Origin of the sequence: Mycobacterium interjectum, assembly GCF_900078675.2 — a bacterium.
GTDB classification, from domain to species: domain Bacteria; phylum Actinomycetota; class Actinomycetes; order Mycobacteriales; family Mycobacteriaceae; genus Mycobacterium; species Mycobacterium interjectum.
Genome location: NZ_LT546237.1, coordinates 856367 through 879799 on the forward strand (window position 1 = coordinate 856367; position 23433 = coordinate 879799).

The following is a 23433-nucleotide window of genomic DNA, read 5'->3' on the forward strand; positions in this document are numbered from 1 at the left end:
CTCGGTGTGTTGCAGCTATGGCAGGCGCTGACCGAGGCGGTGTCGCGACGCCCGGCAAACCCCGAGGTGACGCTCGTGTTCACCGACCTGGTGGGCTTTTCGACCTGGTCGCTGCAGGCGGGCGACGACGCGGCCCTGGTCCTGTTGCGGCAGGTGGCGCGCGCCATCGAGCCGCCGCTCCTGGACGCCGGCGGGCACATCGTCAAACGCATGGGCGACGGACTCATGGCCGTGTTCCGCGATCCGACGGTCGCCCTGCGGGCGGTGCTGGCCGCCAAAGAGGCGCTGAAATCGGTCGAGGTGGCGGGCTACACACCGCGGATGCGGGTCGGCATCCACACAGGTCGCCCGCAGCGCATGGCCGCGGACTGGCTCGGCGTGGACGTCAATATCGCCGCGCGGGTTATGGAACGCGCCACCAAAGGTGGAATCATGGTGTCGAGCTCGACGTTGGACCTCATACCGCAAACCGAGCTGGACGCGTTGGGCATCGCCGCCAAGCGTGCACGCAGGCCCGTCTTCGCGGGCAAGACCGCCGGCATCCCCGCCGACCTGGGGATATATCGCCTGAAGACTCTTAAGGAGTTAACAGCCTTTGATCACGCTGACGACACAAACTAGCCCCCATAATGGATGTCAATGATTGGGGGCATCTTCTCCCGGCTCGCCCGGGTCCGGTTCACCGTGGGGTACGTGGCAGCGCTGCTTGCCATCAGCTGCGCCATCCTGGCGCTCGGCCCGCACGCGCATGACGTGCTCGTGCAGCGCGCGAGCACCAACCTGCACAACCTGGCCCACGGCCACGTCGGCACTCTGCTGGGCAGCGCGCTGGTCGTCGACGCCGGGCCGCTGTACTTCTGGTTGCCCTTCCTGACCTGCCTGCTCGCGCTGGCGGAGCTGCATTTGCGCACCATCCGGCTGGTGGTGGCGTTCTTGGTCGGCCACATCGGCGCCACGCTGGTGGTGGCCGCCGCCCTGGCCGCGGCCGTCGAATTCGGGTGGCTGCCGGTGTCGATCACCCGCGCCAGCGATGTCGGGATGAGCTACGGCGCCCTCGCGGTGTTGGGGGCGATGACGGCGGTGATCCCGCAACGCTGGCGGGCCCCCTGGGTCGGCTGGTGGGTGGCGGCGGGCGTCGCCTCGGCGATCATCGGCGGTGACTTCACCGACGCGGGTCACACCGTCGCCGTGGTCCTGGGCGTGCTGGTGTCGGCCCGCTTCCAGCAGCCCGTCCACTGGAACCCGCTGCGGGTTTTGATGCTGGCGGCGTCCGCGGGCTTCGGCTTCCTGATGCTGGCGCACCACTGGGGCACCATGGCGGCCGCGCCGGTCTTCGGTGTCCTGGGCGCCCTGGCGGCCCACAAGATCTTTCAATTCGTCACCGGACGCGGCGCCCTGCCGGTTTTGCCGATGGTGGATGACACGATGGCCCGTCCGCAGCCGGTCGTGACCGGCTAGCCACGAGTCCGACTGCCCCGCACCGCACGCGCCCGGCGCCGTGCACCGAATCGCCTATGATCAGCACTTGCGCTGGGCGCATCCAGCCGTTCGGAACAGCCTCGTTAGCAAGGAGAGTGCCGCCGCGTGGGCGATCAACCCGTCGACCTGTCGCCGGAAGCCTTGGCCAAGGCGGTCACCGCCGCCCGGCAGGCCATCGCGGCCGCCGGCGATCTGGACGCGCTGGCAGGGGTCAAGACCGAGCACCTCGGTGACCGCTCGCCGCTGGCATTGGCGCGCCAGGCCTTGGGCAGCGTCCCCAAGGACGAGCGTGCCGACGCCGGCAAACGCGTCAACGTCGCGCGTGGCGAGGCCCAAACCAGCTACGACGAACGGCTGGCGACGCTGCGTGCCGAGCGCGACGCCGCGGTCCTGGTCGCCGAGGGCATCGACGTCACGTTGCCGTCGACGCGGCAGCCCCCCGGCGCGCGGCACCCGATCACGATATTGGCCGAGCACATCGCCGACACCTTCATTGCGATGGGATGGGAGCTGGCCGAGGGGCCCGAGGTCGAGACCGAACAGTTCAACTTCGACGCCCTCAACTTCCCCGCCGACCACCCCGCCCGCAGCGAGCAGGACACCTTCTACATCGCGCCCGAGGACTCCCGCCAGCTGTTGAGAACCCATACCTCGCCAGTGCAGGTGCGCACCCTGCTCGAACGGGAGCTGCCGGTCTACATCATCTCGATCGGCCGCACGTTCCGCACCGACGAACTCGACGCCACCCACACGCCCGTCTTCCACCAGGTCGAGGGCCTCGCGGTGGACCGGGGCCTGTCGATGGCGCACCTGCGCGGGACGCTCGACGCGTTCGCGCGGGCCGAGTTCGGCCCCACCGCCCGCACCCGGATTCGCCCGCACTTCTTCCCGTTCACCGAGCCGTCCGCCGAGGTGGACGTGTGGTTTGCCAACAAGAAGGGCGGCGCCGACTGGGTGGAGTGGGGCGGCTGCGGCATGGTGCATCCAAACGTGTTGCGCGCCGCGGGAATCGACCCCGACGTCTACTCCGGGTTCGCGTTCGGCATGGGGCTGGAACGCACCCTGCAGTTCCGCAACGGGATCCCGGACATGCGCGACATGGTCGAGGGCGACGTCCGGTTCTCGTTGCCGTTCGGGGTGGGTGCCTGATGCGCGTTCCCTACAGCTGGCTTCGCGAGGTCGTCACCGCCGGCGCCCCGGGCTGGGACGCGTCCCCCGGCGACCTCGAGCAGACGCTGGTGCGCATCGGCCACGAGGTCGAAGAGGTCGTCACCCTGGGCCCGGTCGACGGGCCGCTGACAGTCGGGCGCGTCACCGCGATCGAAGATCTGACCGAATTCAAGAAGCCCATCCGCGCCTGCCTGGTAGACGTCGGCGAGGATAAGCCACGCGAAATCGTTTGCGGAGCAACTAATTTCGCTGCTGGTGATCTGGTTGTGGTGGCGCTGCCGGGCACCACGCTGCCCGGCGGCTTCGCCATCACGGCGCGCAAGACCTACGGGCGCACCTCGGACGGAATGATCTGCTCGGCGGCCGAACTCGGTTTGGGCGCCGAGCATTCCGGGATCCTGGTGCTGCCGCCCGACACCGCCGCACCCGGCGCCGAGGCGGCCGGGGTGCTCGGGCTGGACGACGTAGTTTTCCACCTGGCCATCACCCCCGACCGCGGCTACTGCATGTCGGTGCGCGGCCTGGCCCGGGAGATCGCATCCGCCTACGACCTGAACTTCGTCGACCCGGCGGAGGTGAAGCCGTTGCCGGTCGAGGGGGAGGCCTGGCCCCTGACCGTTGACGCTGAAACGGGCGTGCGCCGCTTCGCGCTGCGCCCGGTCACCGGGATCGACCCCGCCGCCATCTCGCCGTGGTGGCTGCAGCGCCGGCTGCTGCTGGCCGGCATCCGCGCGACATCGCCGGCGGTCGACGTCACCAACTACGTGATGGTCGAGCTCGGCCACCCGATGCACGCCCACGACCGCAACCGCATCACCGGGGGCCTCAGCGTGCGGTTCGCGCGGGCCGGCGAAACCGTCGTCACGCTGGACGACATCGAGCGTCGGCTCGACCCGACCGACGTGCTCATCGTCGACGACACGGCGACCGCCGCGATCGGCGGCGTGATGGGCTCGGCGACCACCGAGGTGCGCGACGATTCCACCGACGTACTGCTGGAGGCCGCGGTGTGGGACCCGGCCGGCGTGTCGCGCACCCAGCGGAGGCTGCACCTACCCAGCGAGGCCGCCCGCCGCTACGAGCGCGCGGTCGACCCGGCCATTTCGGTGGCCGCGCTGGACCGCTGTGCCGGCCTGCTCGCCGAGATCGCCGGGGGAGAGGTGTCGCCGACGCTGACCGACTGGCGCGGCGATCCACCCGTGGGCGACTCAGTCGCCGATTGGGCCGGGTCGCCGATCCGGATCCCCGCCGACCTGCCCGACCGGTTCGCCGGGATCGCTTACCCCCCGGGCACGACGGCCCGGCGCCTGGCCCAGATCGGCGCGGCGGTGGCGGACGAGGGCGACACCCTGACCGTCACGCCGCCGAGCTGGCGCCCCGATCTGCTGCAGCCCGCCGACCTTGTCGAGGAGGTCATGCGGCTGGAGGGGCTGGAGGCCATCCCGTCGGTGCTGCCGGCGGCCCCCGCGGGCCGGGGGCTCACGGCGCTGCAAAAGCGCCGGCGCGCCATCGGCAAGGCGCTGGCCCAGTCCGGATACGTGGAGGTGCTGCCGACGCCGTTCTTGCCGGCCGGCGTCTTCGACCTCTGGGGCCTGCCGGCCGACGACCCGCGGCGCGCGGCGACGCACGTGCTCAACCCGCTGGAAGCCGACCGTCCGGCGCTGGCCACCACGCTGCTGCCGGCGCTGCTGGAAGCGTTGGGGCGCAACGTGTCTCGAGGGCTCGTCGATGTCGCGCTGTTCGCCCTGGCGCAGGTGGTTCAGCCCACCGAGCAGACCCGCGGAGTCGAACTCATTCCGGTCCACCGCCGGCCGACCGAGACCGAGATCGCCGCGTTGGACGCGTCCCTGCCGCGGCAGCCGCAGCACGTCGCCGCGGTGCTGACCGGACTTCGCGAACCCCGCGGCCCCTGGGGTCCCGGCCGCCGGGCCGAAGCCGCCGACGTGTTCGAGGCGGTGCGAATCGTGGCGCGCGCCAGCGGGATTGACGTTCGTCTGCGCGCGGCCCAACAGCTGCCCTGGCATCCGGGCCGCTGCGCCGAGGTGCTGGTGGGGGAGGCCTGCGTCGGGCACGCCGGCCAGCTGCATCCGGCCGTCATCGAGCGGGCAGGCCTGCCCAAGGGCACCTGCGCGATGGAGCTGAACCTCGATGCGATCCCCATCGTCGACGCCCTGCCGGCGCCCAGGGTGTCGCCGTTCCCGGCCGTGTTCCAGGACGTCAGCCTCGTGGTGGCCGCGCACGTGCCGGCCCAGGCGGTGGCCGACGCCGTCCGGGAGGGCGCGGGCGAACTGCTGGAGGATCTGCAGTTGTTCGACGTGTTCACCGGCCCGCAGATCGGTGCGGACCGCAAGTCGCTGACGTTCGCGCTGCGGTTCCGGGCGCCCGATCGCACGCTCACCGAGGACGACGCCAGCGCGGCCCGCGACGCCGCCGTGCGACGCGCCGCCGAGGCCGTCGGCGCCGAACTGCGCGCCTGAAAATCGGCCGACGAGCTCGTCCGGCGGGGAATAACCCCCGGATTGCCTGTGAGTTTCCTGGAAATTATTTACGCGTTAAAAAATAAGTTGCGGTCTCCCCGGTCTTTGTAGACGACCGCCGGTCATTGTCCCCAGTGAACCGAGGAGTGTTTGCCATGGCGTATCTTGTCGACGCCGGAGCTGGTGCGGGGCGGCGCCGTGCAGTTAGCGGAAATTCGCCCTTCGCTGGCCGAGACCGCCGCCACCGTAGCGGGACCCACCACCGTCGTGTGCCGTGAAAACCTTGATTGTCATATTGACAAAAGCGAAGTGCTTATTAGACTCACGTCTGTCTTGGTTACCGACCGGTAAGTTTACCGCCCGGTAACCGGCTGTAGTTGAGAGTCGAGGGGGGCCTCGCGCATTCGTGCGCGGGGCCCTTATTCGACTGTGCCGAATTGAGTGACCGTCGGTCACCGCGCGGTGGCCCGAGGAGAGGGTGGACATGTCATTTGTGATCGCAACACCAGATCTGGTCGAGAGCGCGGCCACGAGTCTGGCGGGCATTCGTTCGTCGTTGGCCGAGGCCGCGGCAACCGCGGCCGGTCCCACGACCGGGATCGCGGTCGCGGCGCAGGACGAGGTATCGGTGGCGATCGCATCGATGTTCGGCAATTTCGGCCAGCAGTTCCAGGCCGTTAGCACCCAGGCTCAGGCGTTCCACCAGCAATTCGTCTCGTTGATGAATGCGGGCGCGGGCGCCTACGCCGGCGCCGAGACCGCCAACGCGGCGCAGACGCTGCTGGGCGGTGCCCTGGATGGGGGCGTCGTTGGCGGCATTGGGCAGGTGGCCGGCAACGTCGGCGCGGAGATTCATGCTGGCGCGCAAGCGATTTCGAACACGATCGCTGGCTCGCCCATCGGCCTCGGGACCCTGCAGACGGGCGGGGCGGCCGCGGCGATGAGCGGTATCAGCTCGTTCGGTGCCACCGTGGCGGCGCCGTACCAGGCGCTCGTCTCGAACACCGTCACCAACCTGCAGGCCATCGGGAACACCGTCGTCTCCAACCCGTTCCCGTTCCTGCACCAGCTCGCCAGCAACCAGATGTTCTACGGCCAGGAGATTGCCACGGCGATCACGAGCGGTATTCAGAACCTGCCCACGGAGTTGGCCAATCTGCCCGCGACGATCCAAGCCGGCATTCAGGGGCTGCTGTCGTCTAACCCGGTGCCTTACCTCCAGCAGCTCATCGCACAGCAGATCGGCTACGGCCAGACGACCGCCGCCTCGTTGCTAGCAGCCCCAGTGGATCTCATAACCGGGCTGCAGGCACTGCCGCCAGGCTTTGTCGCGGCCGCCCAGGACCTTTTGGTAGGCAACAACGTCGGCGCGTACCAGGCAATCAACCAGGCCCTGCTCAATGCCTTCCTGCCCGGCTTTGCCTCCACCCCTATCGCGTCGGGGCCCTCGTCGCTCACCATCGGCATTACGCCGACGGGTCCGTTGGGTGATTTGGCACCCGCCTTGGCCATTCCCGGACAGATAGCGCAAAACGTGGTCAACGCGTTGCCGGCCGGCACCGTCCCCGCTCAGATCGCGCAGAACGCAACCAATCTGCTGAGCGCCTTCACGAACCTGGGAACCACGCTGAACATCACCGGTGGTACAGCCAATTTGAGCTTCGGGATACCGCTGCAGCTCATTCTGGACGGGATCGGTGCGCCGGCGAACGCCTTGAGCGGGCTCAATTCGAGCGCGGTGGCGTTTGTCGGCGCACTGCAGGCCGGGAATGCGTCCGCCGCCGCCGCCGCACTCTTGGACGCCCCGGCCGCTATCGCGAACGGCTTCCTCAACGGGTCGACCATCGTGGCGTTGCCCCCGGCGATGGTCAGTCTGCTGGGTCTTACCCTCCCGTCAACGACCTACATCCAGCTGGGCGGGCTTCTCACGCCGCTCGCGCTGCCGCAGGTCCTGGTCAACCTCGATGGGTTTATTTTGCCGCTCGAGCTCTCGGGCAACACCCCCGTCGGGGGCCTCATTCCCGGCCTGCTGAGCTTCCCCGCCCAGCTGGCGGCGGACATCGCCGCTACTTAGTCGGAGTTACCCACTCGTTGAGGATCGGGCCGTCGGTGTAAGCCGGCGGCCCGACCCTCACTCGTTGTCGGGGCTGAGTCCAGTGTTCGGACCGCATTGAAAACTGTGAAATCACCTGTTGTCTTTTGGCGTGGGCGCCGCCGCTGGTTACGATCGCTCTCGTCTTGGTTACTGGGGGGTAACCGCCCGCAGAGATATCGAGCCCGGGGACTCGTATCGAACATTGGATGACCACCGGTCACCCCTTAGTGAGCCAAGGAGAAGGTCAGATGTCGTTTGTGTTCGCAACGCCGGAGCTGGTGGAGAGCGCGGCCCAGGACCTGGCGGGGATCCGTTCGTCGCTGGCCGAGGCCGCGGCTACCGCGGCGGGCCCGACGACGGGGGTAGCGACGGCGGCTCAAGATGAGGTGTCGGTCGCGATTGCTTCCCTGTTCGGCAACTTCGGCCAGGAGTTCCAGGCCGTCAGCGCCCAGGCCCAGGCGTTCCATCAGCAGTTCGTCAGCTTGATGAACGCGGGCGCGGGGGCCTACACCAGTGCCGAGGCTGTCAACGCGGCCCAGACCGCGCTCGGCGGCGAGATCCAGGCCGGCGCGCAAGCCATGTCGAACGCGATCGCCAGCTCTCCCGTCGCGCTGGGATCACTTCCGACGGGCGCCGGATCCGGGGTGATCACCGGACTCAACTCCTTCGGTGCCACCGTGGCCGCGCCGTACCAGGCGCTCGTCTCGAACACCGTGACCAACCTGCAGGCCATCGGGGCGACCTTCTCGTCCAACCCGTTCCCGTTCGCGCACCAGTTGATCAACAACCAGATCGGCTACGCCCAGACGATCGGGTCGTCGATCGCGACCGGGATTCAGAACCTGCCCGCCGAGTTGGCCAACCTGCCGGCCACCATCCAAACCGGCGTTCAGGGCCTTGCGACGTTCAATCCGGGCGCCTTGTTGCAGCAGTTCGTCAACAACCAGATCGGCTATGCCCAGACGGTCGTCACGGGGCTGCAGAATGCCGGCACTGACCTCGTGACCGGGCTGGCCGGCTTGCCCGCGAGCTTCCAGGCGGCTGGCCAGGCGCTGGCGGCGGGCAACGTCCAGGGCGCCGTGAACGCCGTCGCGCAGGGCTTGGAAAATGTCGTCCTGCCCGGTTTCCAGGGCGTGAGCTTCGACATCAGCGAACTGGGATCGCCGACGGCCACGCCTCTGCCGATCGTTCCGCTCGGCCCGCTGGGCGACCTGGCGCCCATCTTCGCCATCCCGGGCCAGATGGCGCAGAATTTCACCAACCTGTTGCCGGCGGGCTCCATCCCGGCTCAGATATCGCAGAACTTCACCAACGTGGTCGACACGCTCACCAACTTCGGGTCGACTTTCAATCCGGGGAATCTCGGCATCACCTTCGGCCTGCCGTTGCAGCTTGTTTTCGACGGGATCGGTGCGCCCGCCAACGCGCTGAGCGCCCTGAATTCCAGCGCACAGGCGTTTGTCACCGCGGTACAGACGGGCGACCCGGTAGGGGCCGCGGCGGCACTGATCGACGCCCCCGCCAACGTCGTGAACGGTTTCCTCAACGGCCAGACCTTCCTGAGCCTGCCGCCGCTTACGACGACCGTCACCGCGGGCGGTATCCCCATCCTGGACCTCACCGCCACGGCCGAACTTCCCTTGGGCGGCCTACTCACCCCGCTGAGCCCGGTGACCCTCGGCGGCGGCTTGGGCACGGTCCCGGGCACGCCGATCGGCGGCCTTATCCCCGGGTTGCTGAGCTTCGGGTCGCAGCTGGCGGCGGCGATCACACCGCTGGGGGGATAACCGCACCAAAACGCCAATTTTGCGGCGCGATGAACGGTATGTGATTAGGCTCACATTGTCTCGGTAGCTGTCGGGCGACCGTCGTATTGAGCGATGGGGGCTGCACATGTCATACGTCACCGCGGCGCCCGACGAGGTGCAGGCGGCCGCCCGAAACCTGGCGGGTATCCGCTCCATGCTTGCCGAGTCCACTGCATCGGCCGCGGCGCCGACGGCCGACGTGGTGGCGCCGGCCGACGACCAGGTCTCGGCCCAAGTCGCGACGCTTCTGAGTGCCTTCGGACAGGACTATCAGGGCATCAGCGCCCAGGCGCAGGAATTCCACGAGCAGTTCGTCAATTTGCTGAACGTGGGTGCGGGCGCCTACCTCGGCACCGACGTCGCCAACGCCGAGTAGAACTTGCTCAATGCCGGCGCGGGCGGCGGCGTCGTGGGTGGCGGCGCGACGGCGCTCCGAAACGCCGGCGCCGATCTGCCCGAGGAGCTGAGCGGATTCCAGCAGGCGCTGGCGCCCGCGCTGTTCGCGCCGGCGGGACCGACACTGGGCTCGCCTCGATCGCCGGTCCCTACCAGACCCTGTTCCAGCACACGGCCGCCAACCTGCGAATCCTCGGTAACATCTGGCTCGCGACCGCTCTGCTGATCTACGCGCCCGAGCAACTTGCGGCCCCAATCACTGCCGCGAGGGAGGGCTTTGACGGGTCGATCACGGGCAACGCCAACATTTCGGGTCCGTCGGTCCGTCGAACCGCACTTCATGTTTACCGTGGCGCTGATTGGGTATCAGCTACTCGCCGCCAGCGAACCGAGGGGGTCGGACATGTCGTTTCTGGTCACGTCGCCGGAGCAGGTCCAGGCGGCGGCCGATGGCAGGTATCCGCTCTTCCCTGGGCGGCGTCCAGCGCCGCGGCCCCACGCCGGTGGTGTTGCCGGCGGCGGCCATCTCGGCGATGTTCGGCAATTTCGGCCAGGAATTCCAGTGGACCGGCGCCCGAGTCCACGCGTTTCACGCCGAGTTCGTCAGCCTGATCAACGCCGGCGCTGCCGGCTACCTGAGCACCGAGACCGCCAACGCCGAGCAGGTCGTGGCCAACGCGATCAATGCACCTGCCGAGGCGATACCAGGCGCCGCGCAGCGTGTCAGCGTCAGCGGTCTGCAGGGGAGAATCCTCGGCGTCGGCTCGTCGGGCGGCTGGTTGTTGGGCGGATTGACCGGTGGCACAAGCGGATTGGGCGGGTTGCTCGGCGGTCTGGACAGGCGGAAACGGTCCCCTTTGGGGGCTGGGGTTCGCTCGCGGCGTCCTGGGCTCGCTGGGAAACCTGGGCCCACTGGGAAGCAACCTCGGCTCGCTGTTGCCGGCGCCCTTCCCGGCTTGCCGACAAGCCTTGGCGGCCTGACGAATACGTTGACGGGGCGTCGTGAACTCGCCGCTGCCGGGAATACTCAACGTGCAAGCCGGCGCTGGCCCCTTCTTCACCGGCGTCGTCAGCCGCGCGCCCCAACAGCTGGCCCAGGCAGTCGGCGCACCCGCCTCACCGCCGCCACTGATCTCGACAGGCCTTTTCACCTCGTAGCGCACGGGCGCTTATTCGACACGTATACAGAAAGCGTTTGGAATACACCGCTTTTCTGACCCATGGGGGGTAGCCAGTGTCTCTACTGGAGACATTCGGCTGGGTGGCAAACCTCGGCCCTTAGAGCGCGCGATTGCGCGACGGGTAGAACTGACGGTTCCGCGTCTTCGACTAAAAGCCCTATGCCGCAGGGATTGTGGGGTCTAAGGTATTGGAAAGCCAGCGTCGTACGGTGCGGGGTATTGCGTTCGTCACATCGGCGATGGGGGCGCACCGGACACCGCGCGCTAACGATGTAGGCGCGCAACGAACAGCGCAAACACCTTCGGAATAAGCCTATTTCGGTACCACCGTCCAGTTGCGCGGGAGCCTGGAGAGTACGCAGGCGCGCCGAAGTCTCATGAAAACAACGGTTTTCGAATGCGCTTCTCGGCGCGCACTTACGCTCGACTTGCCTCGATTATTCGGGCTCATAAACGTATATATGTCGTTCATTCGCGTGGGGAGATGAACATGTCTTTTGTGGTCGCAGTTCCGGATCTTGTCGAGGTGGCCGCCCAAGATCTCGCAGCTATCCGTTCGGCGCTGGACGACGTCGCTCAAGCCGTACTCGCCCCGACGACCAGCCTGGCGCCCGCCGCAGGCGATGAGGTTTCGAGCGCAATTGCCGCACTCTTCGGCACATTCGGCCAGGAGTACCAAGCACTCAACGCGGAAGCCGCGGCGTTCCACAACGCCTTCGTCGGCACGTTGAGTAGCGGTGCGGTCGCGTACGCAGGGGCCGAAATCGCCAACAGCGCCGCACTGCTCTCGGGCGGCGGAAACCTGGCGGCCGAACTCGGCGGCGCGATTTCCGGGTTGGGCGCAGCGATCAGCGGATCCCTATCGGGCGGCGTGAGCAGCAGCCTGGGAGCGTCTCTCGGCGCCACGCTGGAGACGCTCCTCGGCGACGGACTCGGCGGACTCGCCTTCCAGACCGGCGGTTTCATCCTGTCCGGCATCGGCAACGGGATGGTCCAGACGGGCAACGCCATCATTCAGGCCGGGCTCGCCCTGGAAAACAGCGGTGCCGCGCTATCGGCCATGGGCGCTCAGATGCTCGCCCAGGCCAACGCCGCACTCAACGCCCTGCTGAACGCCAACTTCGGTCTCGACCTCGCCGCCGCGTTGTCCGCGAGCGTCGGCGGCAGCCTGAACGGATTGGCGGCCAACCTCGCGGCCGGGCTGAACGGCTTGGGTAATTTGGCCGGCAACATCGGCGCGGGTCTGAATGGGGCGTTGCAGACGGGTGCGACGCTGGCGGGTAACTTCTTGGCGTCGTTGCCGGGTCTGCCGGCGCTGACGTTCCCGAACTTGGGTTCGTTGGGTGTGGAGTTGTCGGCGGCGCTGAATGGGTTGGGCGCCAATCTGAGTGCGTCGTTGAATGCCGCGCTGAATGGCGGGCTCAACCTGGGTGCCAACCTCGGCGGGTTGCTGCAGGCCGGTGAGAATTTTGCGGCCAACCTCGGGGCGGGTCTGAATGGGGCGTTGCAGACCGGTGCGACGCTGGCGGGTAACTTCCTGGCGTCGTTGCCGGGTCTGCCGGCGCTGACGTTCCCGAACTTGGGCGCGTTGGGTGTGGAGTTGTCGGCGGCGCTGAATGGCTTGGGCGCCAACCTCAGTGCCTCGTTGAACGCGGCGCTGAATGGGAGTTTGAACCTGGGTGCCAACCTCAACGGGTTGCTCCAGGCCGGTGAGAATTTTGCCGCCAACCTCGGGGCGGGTCTGAACGGGGCGTTGCAGACCGGTGAGACGCTGGCGGCCAACTTCCTGGCGTCGTTGCCGGGTCTGCCGGCGCTGACGTTCCCGAACTTGGGTTCGTTGGGTGTGGAGTTGTCGGCGGCGCTCAACGGCCTGAACGCGTCGTTGAACGCGATGCTGAACGGCAGCCTGAACCTGGGCGCCAACCTCAACGGGTTGCTCCAGGCCGGTGAGAACCTGGCCGCCAACATCGGTGCCGGCCTTAACGGCGCGTTGCAGACGGGTGCGACGCTGGCGGGTAACTTCCTGGCCTCGCTGCCGGGTCTGCCCGCGCTGACATTCCCGAACCTGGGTGCGTTGGGTGTGGAGTTGTCGGCGGCGCTGAATGGGTTGGGCGCCAACCTGAGTGCGTCGTTGAACGCGATGCTGAACGGTGGCCTGAACCTGGGTGGTCTGCTGCAGACCGGTGAGACTCTTGCCGCGAACCTTGCCGCCAACCTGGGGAACTTGGCCGGCAATTTCGCGGCGGGGCTCAATGGGGCGTTGCAGACCGGTGCGACGCTGGCGGGTAACTTCCTGGCCTCGCTGCCGGGTCTGCCCGCCCTGACATTCCCGAACCTGGGTGCGTTGGGTGTGGAGTTGTCGGCGGCGCTGAATGGGTTGGGCGCCAACCTCAGTGCGTCGTTGAACGCGGCGCTCAATGGCAGCTTGAACCTGGGTGCCAACCTCAACGGGTTGATCCAGGCCGGTGAGAACCTGGCCGCCAACATTGGCGCCGGCCTGAACGGCGCTATCCAGACCGGCGAGACCCTCGCGGCCAACTTCCTCGCGTCCCTGCCGGGTCTGCCCGCGCTGACGATCCCGAACCTGGGTTCGTTGGGTGTGGAGCTGTCCGCGGCGCTCAACGGGCTGAGCGCGTCGTTGAACGCCGCGCTCAGCGGCAGCCTGAACCTGGGCGCCAACCTCGGTGGGCTGATCCAGACCGGTGAGACCCTGGCCGCGAACTTTGCGGCCAACCTGGGGAACCTGGCCGGCAATTTCGCGGCGGGTCTGAACGGGGCGTTGCAGACGGGCGTGACGTTGGCGGGTAACTTCCTGGCCTCGTTGCCGGGTCTGCCGGCGCTGACGTTGCCAAACCTGGGTGCGTTGGGTGTGGAGTTGTCGGCGGCGCTGAATGGGTTGGGCGCCAACCTGAGTGCGTCGCTCAACGCGGCGCTCAACGGCAGCTTGAACCTGGGCGCCAATCTGGGCGGGCTGATCCAGACCGGTGAGACCCTGGCCGCCAACTTCGCGGCCAACCTGGGCAACCTGGCCGGCAGCCTCGGAACGAACCTCAGCGCGGGGCTCAATGCCCTACTGTCGGGCAGCCTGACCTTGCCGGGCCTCCCGCCGTTCACGTTCCCGGGCCTGCCGTCGATCTCGCTGTCGCTGGGCGCGCTTGGCGGTGAGCTCAGCGCGGCGCTGAACGCGTTGTTGTCGGGCAGCATCACGTTGCCGGGCCTCCCGCCGTTCACGTTCCCGGGCCTGCCGTCGATCTCGCTGTCGCTCGGCGCGCTGAGCGCTGAGATCAATGGGGCGTTGCAGACGGGTGCGACGCTGGCGGGTAACTTCCTGGCGTCGCTGCCGGGCCTGCCGGCGCTGACGTTCCCGAACTTGGGTGCGTTGGGTGTGGAGTTGTCGGCGGCGCTGAATGGGTTGGGCGCCAACCTCAGTGCCTCGTTGAACGCGGCGCTGAACGGTGGCCTGAACCTGGGTGCCAACCTCGGTGGGTTGCTCCAGGCCGGTGAGAACCTGGCCGCCAACATCGGTGCCGGCCTTAACGGCGCGTTGCAGACGGGTGCGACGCTGGCGGGTAACTTCCTGGCGTCGCTGCCGGGTCTGCCGGCGCTGACGTTCCCGAACTTGGGTGCGTTGGGTGTGGAGTTGTCGGCGGCGCTGAATGGGTTGGGCGCCAACCTGAGTGCCTCGTTGAACGCGATGTTGAACGGCGGCTTGAACCTGGGTGGTCTGCTGCAGACCGGTGAGACGTTGGCCGCGAACTTTGCGGCCAACCTGGGCAACCTGGCGGGCAACTTCGCGGCGGGCTTGAATGGGGCGTTGCAGACCGGTGCGACGCTGGCGGGCAACTTCCTGGCGTCGTTGCCGGGTCTGCCGGCGCTGACGTTCCCGAACCTGGGTGCGTTGGGTGTGGAGTTGTCGGCGGCGCTGAATGGGTTGGGCGCCAACCTCAGTGCGTCGTTGAACGCGGCGCTCAATGGCAGCTTGAACCTGGGTGCCAACCTGGGCGGGCTGATCCAGGCCGGTGAGAACCTGGCCGCCAACATCGGCGCCGGCCTGAACGGCGCCATCCAGACCGGCGAGACCCTCGCGGCCAACTTCCTCGCGTCCCTGCCGGGTCTGCCCGCGCTGACGATCCCGAACCTGGGTTCGTTGGGTGTGGAGCTGTCCGCGGCGCTCAACGGCCTGGGTGCCTCGCTGAGCGCATCGCTCAACGCGGCGCTCAATGGCGGACTGAACCTGGGTGGCAGCCTGGGCGGACTGATCCAGACCGGTGAGAACCTGGCGGCCAACTTCGCGGCGGGCCTGAACGGAGCGTTGCAGACCGGCGCCACGCTGGTGGGCAACTTCCTGGCCTCGTTGCCGGGTCTGCCCGCCCTGACATTCCCCAACCTGGGCGCGTTGGGTGTGGAGCTGTCCGCGGCGCTGAACGGCTTGGGCGCCAACCTCAGTGCGTCGCTCAATGCGGCGCTGAACGGCGGACTGAACCTGGGCGCCAACCTGGGCGGGCTGATCCAGACCGGTGAGAACCTGGCGGCCAATTTCGCGGCGGGCCTGAACGGGGCGCTGCAGACCGGCGCCACGCTGGTGGGCAACTTCCTGGCCTCGCTGCCGGGCCTGCCCGCGCTGACATTCCCGAACCTGGGCGCGCTGGGCGCTCAATTGTCAGCGGCGCTCAACGGTTTGGGCGGTTCCTTCGGTGCCTCGCTCAGCGCGGCCCTCAACGGGTTTGGTGCGTCGCTGAATGCGGCCCTCAGCGGCAGCTTGAACCTGGGAGCCAGCCTGGGCGGGCTGATCCAGACGGGTGAGACGCTGGCCGCCAACTTCGCGGCCAACCTGGGCAACCTGGCCGGCAACATCGCGGCGGGCATCAACGGCGCGATCCAGACCGGCGAGAACCTGGCGGCCACGTTCCTGGCCTCGCTGCCGGCGCTGAACCTGCCGAACCTGATGCTGTCCATCAACGCCGCCCTGTCGGCCAGCCTCGGTGCGGGCCTGGCCAACGCCGGACTGGCCCTGGAGGCCGGGCTGACCGGTGGCCTGTCGGGCGTGGTCCAAGGCCTTGAAACCCTGGGCGGCAGCCTGGCCGGCGGCCTGTCCGGGCTGACGGGGACGGGGGCAGCGCTCGCGAACATCTGGGAGAACACCGCGGCCGAAGTTGGCGGCGCGCTCAGCAACGGCTTCTCCTCGAGCCTGGCCGTTGGGTTCCCGGGCCTGGTCAACCTCGGATCGTCGCTGGTGACGGGCATCTCCGGTGTCACCGCCGGACTCGAGCAAGCCGGCGGCGCGCTGGGCGGTTCGCTGTACATCGCCCTGACTAACCTGCTGCTGTCACTGCGGGCCGCCCTGAACGCGAGCCTGGGTATCGGGGTCAGCGGATAGACCGGTGGCGTCCAGGAGACTCGTGTAGGCCCTCGCTCTCCCGAAGCGGAGCCTTTGCCCGACACGATCTCCTGGGCGCACGCCGCTCCGGCGGCAGCGGAATGGATTTGCAAACTGCTGCATAACCATGCACAATCGGGCGAATGGCCGACGTATTGAGGGTGGCGGTTGCCGGTGCCACCGGCTACGCGGGTGGGGAGATCCTCCGGCTGCTGCTCGGGCATCCCGCCTGCGCCGACGGGCGGCTGACCATCGGCGCGCTGACCGCCGCGGCCAGCGCCGGCAGTACGCTCGGTGAGCACCATCCGCACCTGATCCCGTTGGCCCAGCGCACGATTGAACCCACCGATCCCGCCGTGCTCGCGGGCCACGACGCGGTGTTCCTGGCCCTGCCGCACGGGCATTCGGCCGCGCTGGCCGAACAGCTCGGCCCGGACACGCTGATCATCGACTGCGGGGCCGACTTCCGGCTCACCGACGCCGGCGCCTGGGAGCGGTTCTACGGAACGACCTACGCCGGCAGCTGGCCCTACGGCCTGCCGGAGCTGCCGGGCGCACGCGAGCGGCTGCGCGGCGCGCGCCGGATCGCCGTGCCCGGTTGCTACCCGACCGCGGCGTTACTGGCGCTGTCGCCCGCGATGGCCGAGGACCTCATCGAACCCGCCGTCACGGTGGTCGCGGTCAGCGGCACCTCCGGGGCCGGCCGCGCCGCCAAGGCCGACCTGCTCGGCTCGGAAGTCATCGGCTCGGCGCGGGCCTACAACATCGCCGGCGCGCACCGGCATACCCCTGAGATCGCCCAGGGGCTGGGCGCCGTCACCGACCGCGACGTCACGGTGTCGTTCACCCCGGTGCTGATCCCGACGTCCCGGGGCATCCTGGCCACCTGCACGGCGCGCACCCGAGCGCCGCTGTCACAGCTGCGCGCGGCATACGAAAAGGCTTACGACGCGGAACCTTTCGTTTATCTGATGCCCGAGGGGCAGCTGCCCCGCACCGGGGCGGTGATCGGCAGCAACGCGGCCCACGTCGCCGTGGCGGTGGACGAGGCGGCCGAGACCTTCGTGGCGATCGTCGCGATCGACAATCTGGTCAAGGGCACCGGCGGCGCCGCGGTGCAGTCGATGAACCTGGCGCTGGGTTGGCCTGAAGGCGAAGGACTTTCGGTGGTCGGGGTCGCGCCGTGACCCACACAGCCGAGGCGCGGTTGCTGCGCGAACAGGGTGTCACCGCGCCGGCGGGGTTCCGGGCCGCCGGCATCGCCGCCGGCATCAAGGCGTCGGGCAAACGCGACCTGGCCTTGGTTTTCAACGAGGGGCCCGACTACGCGGCCGCGGGCGTGTTCACCCGCAACAAGGTCAAGGCCGCGCCGGTGCTGTGGAGCCGGCAGGTGCTGACCACCGGGCAGCTGCGCGCGGTGATTCTCAACTCCGGCGGCGCCAACGCCTGCACCGGTCCCGGCGGCTTCCAGGACGCGCACGCCACCGCGGAGGCGGTCGCGGCGGCGCTTTCCGATTGGGGGACCGAAACCGGTGCCATCGAGGTCGCGGTTTGCTCGACGGGGCTGATCGGTGACCGGCTGCCGATGGACAAGGTGCTCGCCGGGGTGCGTGAGATCGTGCGCGAGATGGCCGGCGGACTGTCGGGCGGCGAGGATGCCGCCGAGGCGATCATGAGCACCGACACGGTGCCGAAACAGGTTGCGCTGCACCACCCCAACAACTGGACGCTCGGCGGGATGGCCAAGGGCGCCGGCATGATCGCCCCCTCGCTGGCCACCATGCTGTGCGTGCTCACCACCGACGCGGCCGCGGAGCCCGCGGCTCTCGACCGCGCGCTGCGCCGCGCCACCGCGCGCACCTTCGACCGGCTCGACATCGACGGTTGCTGCTCGACCAACGACACCGTGCTGCTGCTGGCATCGGGTGCCAGCGAGATCACGCCGCCCCAGGCCGATCTCGACGAGGCGGTGCTGCGGGTCTGCGACGACCTGTGCGCCCAGCTACAGGCCGACGCCGAGGGCGTCACCAAGCGCGTCACCGTGACCGTGATCGGGGCCGCCTCCGAGGACGACGCGCTGACCGCCGCGCGGGCTATCGCCCGCGACAGCCTGGTCAAGACGGCGGTGTTCGGTTCCGATCCCAACTGGGGCCGGGTCCTCGCGGCCATCGGGATCGCGCCGATCACCTTCGATCCCGACCGAAACCGGGTGTCCTTCAACGGTTCCGCGGTGTGCGTCGACGGGATCGGGGCGCCCGGCGCGCGGCAGGTGGACCTGTCGGGCGCCGACATCGACATCACCGTCGACCTCCGGGTCGGCGACGCCACCGCCTCCGTCCGGACCACCGACCTGTCGCACGGCTACGTCGAAGAGAACTCGGCCTACAGCTCATGACCGTCCGCGTCGATGCGCTGCCCACGGGGGTCAAGGCCCAGGTGCTGGCCGAGGCCCTGCCGTGGCTCAAGCAGCTGCACGGCAAGATCGTCGTCATCAAATACGGCGGCAACGCCATGACCGACGACACGCTGCGGCACGCGTTCGCGGCCGACATGGCGTTCCTGCGCAACTGCGGCATCCATCCCGTGGTCGTACACGGCGGCGGGCCACAGATCACCGCGATGCTGCGGCGGCTCGGCATCGAGGGCGACTTCAAGGGCGGATTCCGCGTCACCACACCGGAAGTGCTCGACGTGGCGCGGATGGTGCTATTCGGGCAGGTGGGCCGCGAGCTGGTCAACCTGATCAACGCACACGGACCCTACGCCGTCGGCATCACCGGCGAGGACGCGCAACTGTTCACCGCCGTGCGGCGCAGCGTCACCGTCGACGGTGTGGCCACCGACATCGGCCTGGTCGGCGACGTCGACAAGGTCAACACCGCTGCTGTGCTGGATCTCATTGCCGCGCGGCGTATTCCAGTGGTTTCGACGCTTGCGCCCGACGCGGAGGGTGTGGTGCACAACATCAACGCCGATACCGCCGCCGCCGCGCTGGCCGAGGCCCTGGGGGCCGAAAAGCTGTTGATGCTCACCGATGTCGAGGGCCTCTACACCAGCTGGCCGGACCGCGGATCGCTGGTCAGCGAGATCGACACCGCCACGCTGTCACAACTGCTGCCCACGCTGGAGGCGGGCATGATCCCGAAGGTCGAGGCGTGTCTGCGGGTCGTCACCGCGGGCGTGCCCAGCGCGCACATCATCGACGGGAGGGTCGAACACTGTGTGTTGGTCGAGCTTTTCACCGACGCGGGCACCGGAACCAAGGTGGTGAGCCTGTGACCGGCACCGAGAAAATGCAGAAGCGTTGGGAAGCCGTGATGATGAACAACTACGGCACCCCGCCGGTGGCGCTGGCCAGCGGCGACGGCGCCGTGGTCACGGACGTCGACGGCAAGACCTACGTGGATCTGCTCGGCGGCATCGCGGTCAACGTGCTCGGTCACCGCCACCCGGCCGTCATCGAGGCCGTCACGCACCAGATGGCGACGCTGGGCCACACCTCGAACCTGTATGCCACCGAGCCGGGCGTCGCGCTGGCCGAGGACCTGGTCGCCCTGCTGGCAGTCGACGCACCGGCGCGGGTGTTCTTCTGCAACTCCGGCACCGAGGCCAACGAGGTCGCGTTCAAGCTGTCGCGGCTGACCGGCCGCACGAAACTGGTTGCGGCGCAGGAGGCGTTTCACGGCCGCACGATGGGCTCGCTGGCGCTGACGGGCCAGCCGAGCAAGCAGGCGCCGTTCGAGCCGCTCCCGGGTTACGTCACGCACGTGCCGTACGGCGACGTCGACGCGCTGGCCGCCGCGGTCGACGACGCCACCGCGGCGGTCTTTCTCGAGCCGATCATGGGGGAGAGCGGCGTCGTCGTCCCGCCCGAGGGCTACCTGGCCGCCGCGCGGGAGATCACCGCCCGCCACGGCGCCCTGCTGGTGCTGGACGAGGTGCAGACCGGAATGGGCCGCACCGGCGCCTTTTTCGCCCACCAGCACGATGGCATCACCCCGGACGTGGTGACCATGGCCAAGGGCCTCGGCGGCGGGCTGCCCATCGGGGCGTGCCTGGCCGTCGGTCCGGCCGCCGAGCTGTTGACCCCCGGCCTGCACGGCAGCACCTTCGGCGGCAACCCGATCTGCACCGCGGCCGCGCTGGCGGTGCTGCGCACGATCCAGGCCGAGGACTTGGTCCGGCACGCGGAGGTGCTGGGCAAGTCGGTGCGCCACGGCATCGAAACGCTGGGCCACCCCCTGATCGACCACGTCCGCGGCCGGGGACTGCTGTGGGGCATCGTGCTGACCGCGCAGCGCGCCAAGGACGCCGAGGCGGCCGCGCGCGACGCCGGGTTCCTGGTCAACGCCGCCGCGCCGAACGTCATCCGGTTGGCGCCGCCGCTGATCATCACCGAGGCCCAGATCGACGGCTTCATCGAAGCGCTGCCGGGCATCCTCGACTTAGCCGGGACCGCAACATGATTCGCCATTTCCTGCGCGACGACGACCTGTCGCCCGACGAGCAGGCCGAAGTGCTCGCGCTGGCCGCCGAGCTGAAGAAGGACCCGTTCGGCCGCCGACCGCTGGAGGGGCCGCGCGGCGTCGCGGTCATCTTCGACAAGAACTCCACCCGCACCCGGTTCTCGTTCGAGGTGGGCATCGCCCAGCTCGGCGGGCACGCCGTCGTCGTCGACGCCCGCAGCACGCAGATGGGGCGCGACGAGACGCTGGGCGACACCGCGCAGGTGCTGTCCCGCTATGTCGAGGCCATCGTCTGGCGCACGTTCGGGCAGGACCGGCTCGAGGCGATGGCCGCGACGGCGACCGTGCCCGTGGTCAACGCGCTCTCCGACGACTTCCACCCGTGCCAGGTGCTGGCCGACCTGCAGACCATCGCCGAACGCAAGGGATCGCTGAAAGGCCTGCGGCTGTCCTACTTCGGTGACGGCGCCAACAACATGGCGCACTCGCTGATCCTCGGCGGGGTGACCGCCGGTGTCCACGTCACCGTCGCGGCGCCCGACGGGTTCGCGCCGGACCCGGCGGTGGTGGCCGCCGCCGGGNGCTGCTGAGCTTGGCCGACCCGGAAGCCGTTGTGCTGCACTGCCTTCCGGCCCACCGCGGCGACGAGATCACCGACGAGGTGATGGACGGCCCGGCCAGCGCGGTATGGGACGAGGCCGAAAACCGGCTGCACGCCCAGAAGGCGTTGCTGGTCTGGCTGCTGGAGCGTCGCCCATGACGCGCAGCAAGACCACACCGGAGACCACGCGGGCCGGACGGCAGGACCGCATCGTGGCGATCCTGTCGTCGGCGTCGATCAGCAGCCAAAGCGAACTGGCGGCCAGGCTGGCCGACGAGGGCATCGACGTCACACAGGCCACGCTGTCGCGTGACCTCGAGGAGCTGGGTGCGGTGAAGCTGCGCGGCGCCGACGGCGGCGTCGGGGTCTACATCGTTCCCGAGGACGGCAGCCCGGTGCGCGGGGTGTCGGGCGGCACCGCCCGGTTGTCGCGGTTGCTGAGTGAGCTGCTGGTGTCCGCCGACGCCAGCGCCAACCTCGCGGTGTTGCGCACACCCCCCGGCGGCGCCAACTACTTGGCCAGCGCAATCGATCGCGCGGCGTTACCGTACGTGGTCGGCACCATCGCCGGCGACGACACCGTCTTCGTGGCGGCCCGGGAGCCGATGACCGGCGCCGAGCTGGCCACCATCCTGGAACGCCTGAAGTAACGAAGGAGACCTATGTCAGAGCGCGTCATCCTGGCGTATTCGGGGGGCCTGGACACCTCGGTGGCCATCAGCTGGATCGGCAAGGAGACCGGGCGCGAGGTGGTCGCGGTCGCGATCGACCTTGGGCAGGGCGGCGAGGACATGGAAGTGGTGCGCCAGCGGGCCCTGGACTGCGGCGCGGTGGAGGCCGTCGTCGTCGACGCGCGCGACGAGTTCGCCGAGGGCTACTGCCTGCCGACGGTGCTCAACAACGCGTTGTACATGGACCGCTACCCGCTGGTGTCGGCCATCAGCCGGCCGCTCATCGTCAAGCACCTGGTGCGGGCCGCCCGCGAGCACGGCGGCACGATCGTCGCGCACGGCTGCACCGGAAAGGGCAACGACCAGGTTCGCTTCGAGGTCGGATTCGCTTCGCTGGCACCGGATTTGCAGGTGCTGGCGCCGGTCCGCGACTACGCCTGGACGCGGGAAAAGGCGATCGCGTTCGCCGAGGAGAACGCGATTCCGATCAACGTCACCAAGCGCTCGCCGTTCTCGATCGACCAGAACGTGTGGGGCCGCGCGGTGGAAACCGGCTTCCTGGAACACCTTTGGAACGCGCCGACCAAGGACGTCTACTCCTACACCGAGGACCCCACCCTGAACTGGAGCCCGCCCGACGAGGTGATCGTCGGCTTCGAGCGCGGCGTGCCGGTGTCGATCGACGGCAAGACAGTGTCGATGCTGCAGGCGATCGAGGAACTCAACCGTCGCGCCGGCGCGCAGGGCGTCGGGCGCCTCGACGTGGTCGAGGATCGGCTGGTGGGCATCAAGAGCCGCGAGATCTACGAGGCGCCGGGGGCGATGGTGCTCGTCACCGCCCACACCGAACTCGAGCACGTGACCCTGGAGCGCGAGCTGGGCCGGTTCAAGCGGCACACCGATCAGCGCTGGGCCGAGCTGGTCTATGACGGGCTGTGGTACTCGCCGCTGAAGGTCGCGCTGGAGAGCTTCGTCGAGAAGACCCAGGAGCATGTCTCCGGCGAGATCCGGATGGTGTTGCACGGCGGGCACATCGCGGTCAACGGGCGGCGCAGCTCGGAATCCCTGTACGACTTCAACCTGGCCACCTACGACGAGGGCGACAGCTTCGACCAGTCGGCGGCCAAGGGCTTCGTCTACGTGCACGGGCTGTCGTCGAAGATCGCGGCCCGCCGGGACGCGCAGTGACCCTGTTTTCCCGGCGACCAGACACATCGCATCCAAGCCTTCGTGTGAGTGCGATTCTCCGTTCCCCCGCAAGCGGCAGGCACCCTCAGCTCGCGGAGAAACGGTGAACACGCGCGAGGGTTCGCTGTGGGGCGGCCGGTTCGCCGAGGGCCCGTCCGACGCACTGGCCGCGCTGAGCAAGTCCACCCACTTCGACTGGGTGCTGGCGCCCTACGACATCGTCGCGTCGCGCGCCCACACCGTGATCCTGTTCCGGGCCGGGCTGCTCGACGAGGAGCAGCGCGACGGGCTGCTGGCAGGTCTGGACAGCCTGGCCGCCGACGTCGCCGACGGCAGCTTCGCCCCGCTGGTCACCGACGAGGACGTGCACGCCGCGCTGGAGCGCGGGCTGATCGACCGGGTCGGGCCCGACCTGGGCGGGCGGCTGCGGGCCGGGCGATCGCGAAACGACCAGGTGGCCACGCTGTTCCGGATGTGGCTGCGCGACGCGGTGCGACGGGTCGCGTCCGGCGCGCTCGACGTCG

General features: G+C 68.9%; 16 protein-coding genes and 1 pseudogene. All 17 read left to right on the plus strand.

The genetic code is table 11. The features are described from left to right. On the plus strand, positions 1–621 hold a 621-nt coding region (locus tag BN4348_RS38415), incomplete at its 5' end, for an adenylate/guanylate cyclase domain-containing protein (protein WP_142308791.1). Positions 622–639: 18 nt separating this feature from the next. Beyond that, entirely contained in the window at positions 640–1458 is an 819-nt protein-coding gene (locus tag BN4348_RS38420; protein ID WP_066911359.1) for a rhomboid-like protein, read from the plus strand. Positions 1459–1584: 126 nt separating this feature from the next. Next, the gene (gene pheS / locus BN4348_RS38425; protein ID WP_066911324.1) at positions 1585–2628 is read left to right on the plus strand and encodes a phenylalanine--tRNA ligase subunit alpha; all 1044 of its coding nucleotides are present in this window, start codon (positions 1585–1587) and stop codon (positions 2626–2628) included. After that, on the plus strand, positions 2628–5126 hold the full coding sequence (gene pheT / locus BN4348_RS38430; RefSeq protein ID WP_066911327.1) for a phenylalanine--tRNA ligase subunit beta: 2499 nt from the start codon (positions 2628–2630) through the stop codon (positions 5124–5126). Before pheS ends, pheT begins: the two co-directional genes overlap by 1 nt. A 484-nt stretch (positions 5127–5610) precedes the next feature. Beyond that, positions 5611–7200: a PE family protein gene (locus BN4348_RS38435; protein WP_066911330.1), complete on the plus strand. Its 1590-nt coding sequence runs from the start codon at positions 5611–5613 to the stop codon at positions 7198–7200. 269 nt (positions 7201–7469) lie between these two features. Continuing rightward, positions 7470–9008 carry a PE family protein gene (locus BN4348_RS62410; RefSeq protein ID WP_066911333.1) on the plus strand — a complete coding sequence of 513 codons (1539 nt, stop codon included), beginning with the start codon at positions 7470–7472 and terminating at the stop codon, positions 9006–9008. 106 nt (positions 9009–9114) lie between these two features. Continuing rightward, positions 9115–9405, plus strand: coding sequence for a PE family protein (locus BN4348_RS38445; RefSeq protein ID WP_066911336.1), 291 nt, complete (start codon positions 9115–9117; stop codon positions 9403–9405). Between the two features lie 469 nt (positions 9406–9874). After that, positions 9875–10642: a PE family protein gene (locus tag BN4348_RS38450; RefSeq protein ID WP_084454061.1), complete on the plus strand. Its 768-nt coding sequence runs from the start codon at positions 9875–9877 to the stop codon at positions 10640–10642. A gap of 454 nt (positions 10643–11096) precedes the next feature. Beyond that, positions 11097–15983, plus strand: a complete 4887-nt coding sequence (locus BN4348_RS38455; RefSeq protein ID WP_160040355.1) for a PE family protein — start codon at positions 11097–11099, stop codon at positions 15981–15983. Positions 15984–16126: 143 nt separating this feature from the next. Continuing rightward, positions 16127–17170: an N-acetyl-gamma-glutamyl-phosphate reductase gene (gene argC / locus BN4348_RS38460; RefSeq protein WP_066911341.1), complete on the plus strand. Its 1044-nt coding sequence runs from the start codon at positions 16127–16129 to the stop codon at positions 17168–17170. Further along, on the plus strand, positions 17167–18378 hold the full coding sequence (argJ, locus tag BN4348_RS38465; RefSeq protein ID WP_066911344.1) for a bifunctional glutamate N-acetyltransferase/amino-acid acetyltransferase ArgJ: 1212 nt from the start codon (positions 17167–17169) through the stop codon (positions 18376–18378). Before argC ends, argJ begins: the two co-directional genes overlap by 4 nt. Continuing rightward, complete coding sequence (gene argB, locus BN4348_RS38470) at positions 18375–19262, plus strand: acetylglutamate kinase (protein ID WP_066911348.1); 888 nt, start codon at positions 18375–18377, stop codon at positions 19260–19262. The genes argJ and argB overlap by 4 nt, the downstream gene beginning before the upstream one ends. A 14-nt stretch (positions 19263–19276) precedes the next feature. Next, on the plus strand, positions 19277–20449 hold the full coding sequence (locus BN4348_RS38475; RefSeq protein WP_096866266.1) for an acetylornithine transaminase: 1173 nt from the start codon (positions 19277–19279) through the stop codon (positions 20447–20449). Next, positions 20446–21209 (plus strand): annotated as a pseudogene (locus tag BN4348_RS38480) (ornithine carbamoyltransferase). The gene BN4348_RS38475 and the pseudogene BN4348_RS38480 overlap by 4 nt, the downstream one beginning before the upstream one ends. Beyond that, a complete protein-coding gene (locus tag BN4348_RS38485; protein ID WP_066911354.1) occupies positions 21206–21700 on the plus strand; it encodes an arginine repressor in 495 nt (164 codons plus the stop codon). The pseudogene BN4348_RS38480 and the gene BN4348_RS38485 overlap by 4 nt, the downstream one beginning before the upstream one ends. 12 nt (positions 21701–21712) lie before the next feature. Continuing rightward, positions 21713–22909 carry an argininosuccinate synthase gene (locus BN4348_RS38490; protein WP_066911357.1) on the plus strand — a complete coding sequence of 399 codons (1197 nt, stop codon included), beginning with the start codon at positions 21713–21715 and terminating at the stop codon, positions 22907–22909. Positions 22910–23012: 103 nt separating this feature from the next. Continuing rightward, positions 23013–23433, plus strand: a 421-nt coding sequence (locus BN4348_RS38495) for a lyase family protein (protein WP_268921225.1), incomplete at its 3' end; no start/stop codon positions are given.

Coding starts and splice junctions, on each gene's coding strand:
- argC (WP_066911341.1), top strand. CDS start 16,127: ATGGCCGACGTATTGAGGGTGGCGGTTGCCGGTGCCACCGGCTACGCG.
- argB (WP_066911348.1), top strand. CDS start 18,375: ATGACCGTCCGCGTCGATGCGCTGCCCACGGGGGTCAAGGCCCAGGTG.
- BN4348_RS38485 (WP_066911354.1), top strand. CDS start 21,206: ATGACGCGCAGCAAGACCACACCGGAGACCACGCGGGCCGGACGGCAG.
- BN4348_RS38490 (WP_066911357.1), top strand. CDS start 21,713: ATGTCAGAGCGCGTCATCCTGGCGTATTCGGGGGGCCTGGACACCTCG.
- BN4348_RS38475 (WP_096866266.1), top strand. CDS start 19,277: ATGCAGAAGCGTTGGGAAGCCGTGATGATGAACAACTACGGCACCCCG.
- BN4348_RS38435 (WP_066911330.1), top strand. CDS start 5,611: ATGTCATTTGTGATCGCAACACCAGATCTGGTCGAGAGCGCGGCCACG.
- BN4348_RS62410 (WP_066911333.1), top strand. CDS start 7,470: ATGTCGTTTGTGTTCGCAACGCCGGAGCTGGTGGAGAGCGCGGCCCAG.
- BN4348_RS38445 (WP_066911336.1), top strand. CDS start 9,115: ATGTCATACGTCACCGCGGCGCCCGACGAGGTGCAGGCGGCCGCCCGA.
- BN4348_RS38420 (WP_066911359.1), top strand. CDS start 640: ATGATTGGGGGCATCTTCTCCCGGCTCGCCCGGGTCCGGTTCACCGTG.
- BN4348_RS38455 (WP_160040355.1), top strand. CDS start 11,097: ATGTCTTTTGTGGTCGCAGTTCCGGATCTTGTCGAGGTGGCCGCCCAA.
- pheT (WP_066911327.1), top strand. CDS start 2,628: ATGCGCGTTCCCTACAGCTGGCTTCGCGAGGTCGTCACCGCCGGCGCC.
- BN4348_RS38450 (WP_084454061.1), top strand. CDS start 9,875: ATGGCAGGTATCCGCTCTTCCCTGGGCGGCGTCCAGCGCCGCGGCCCC.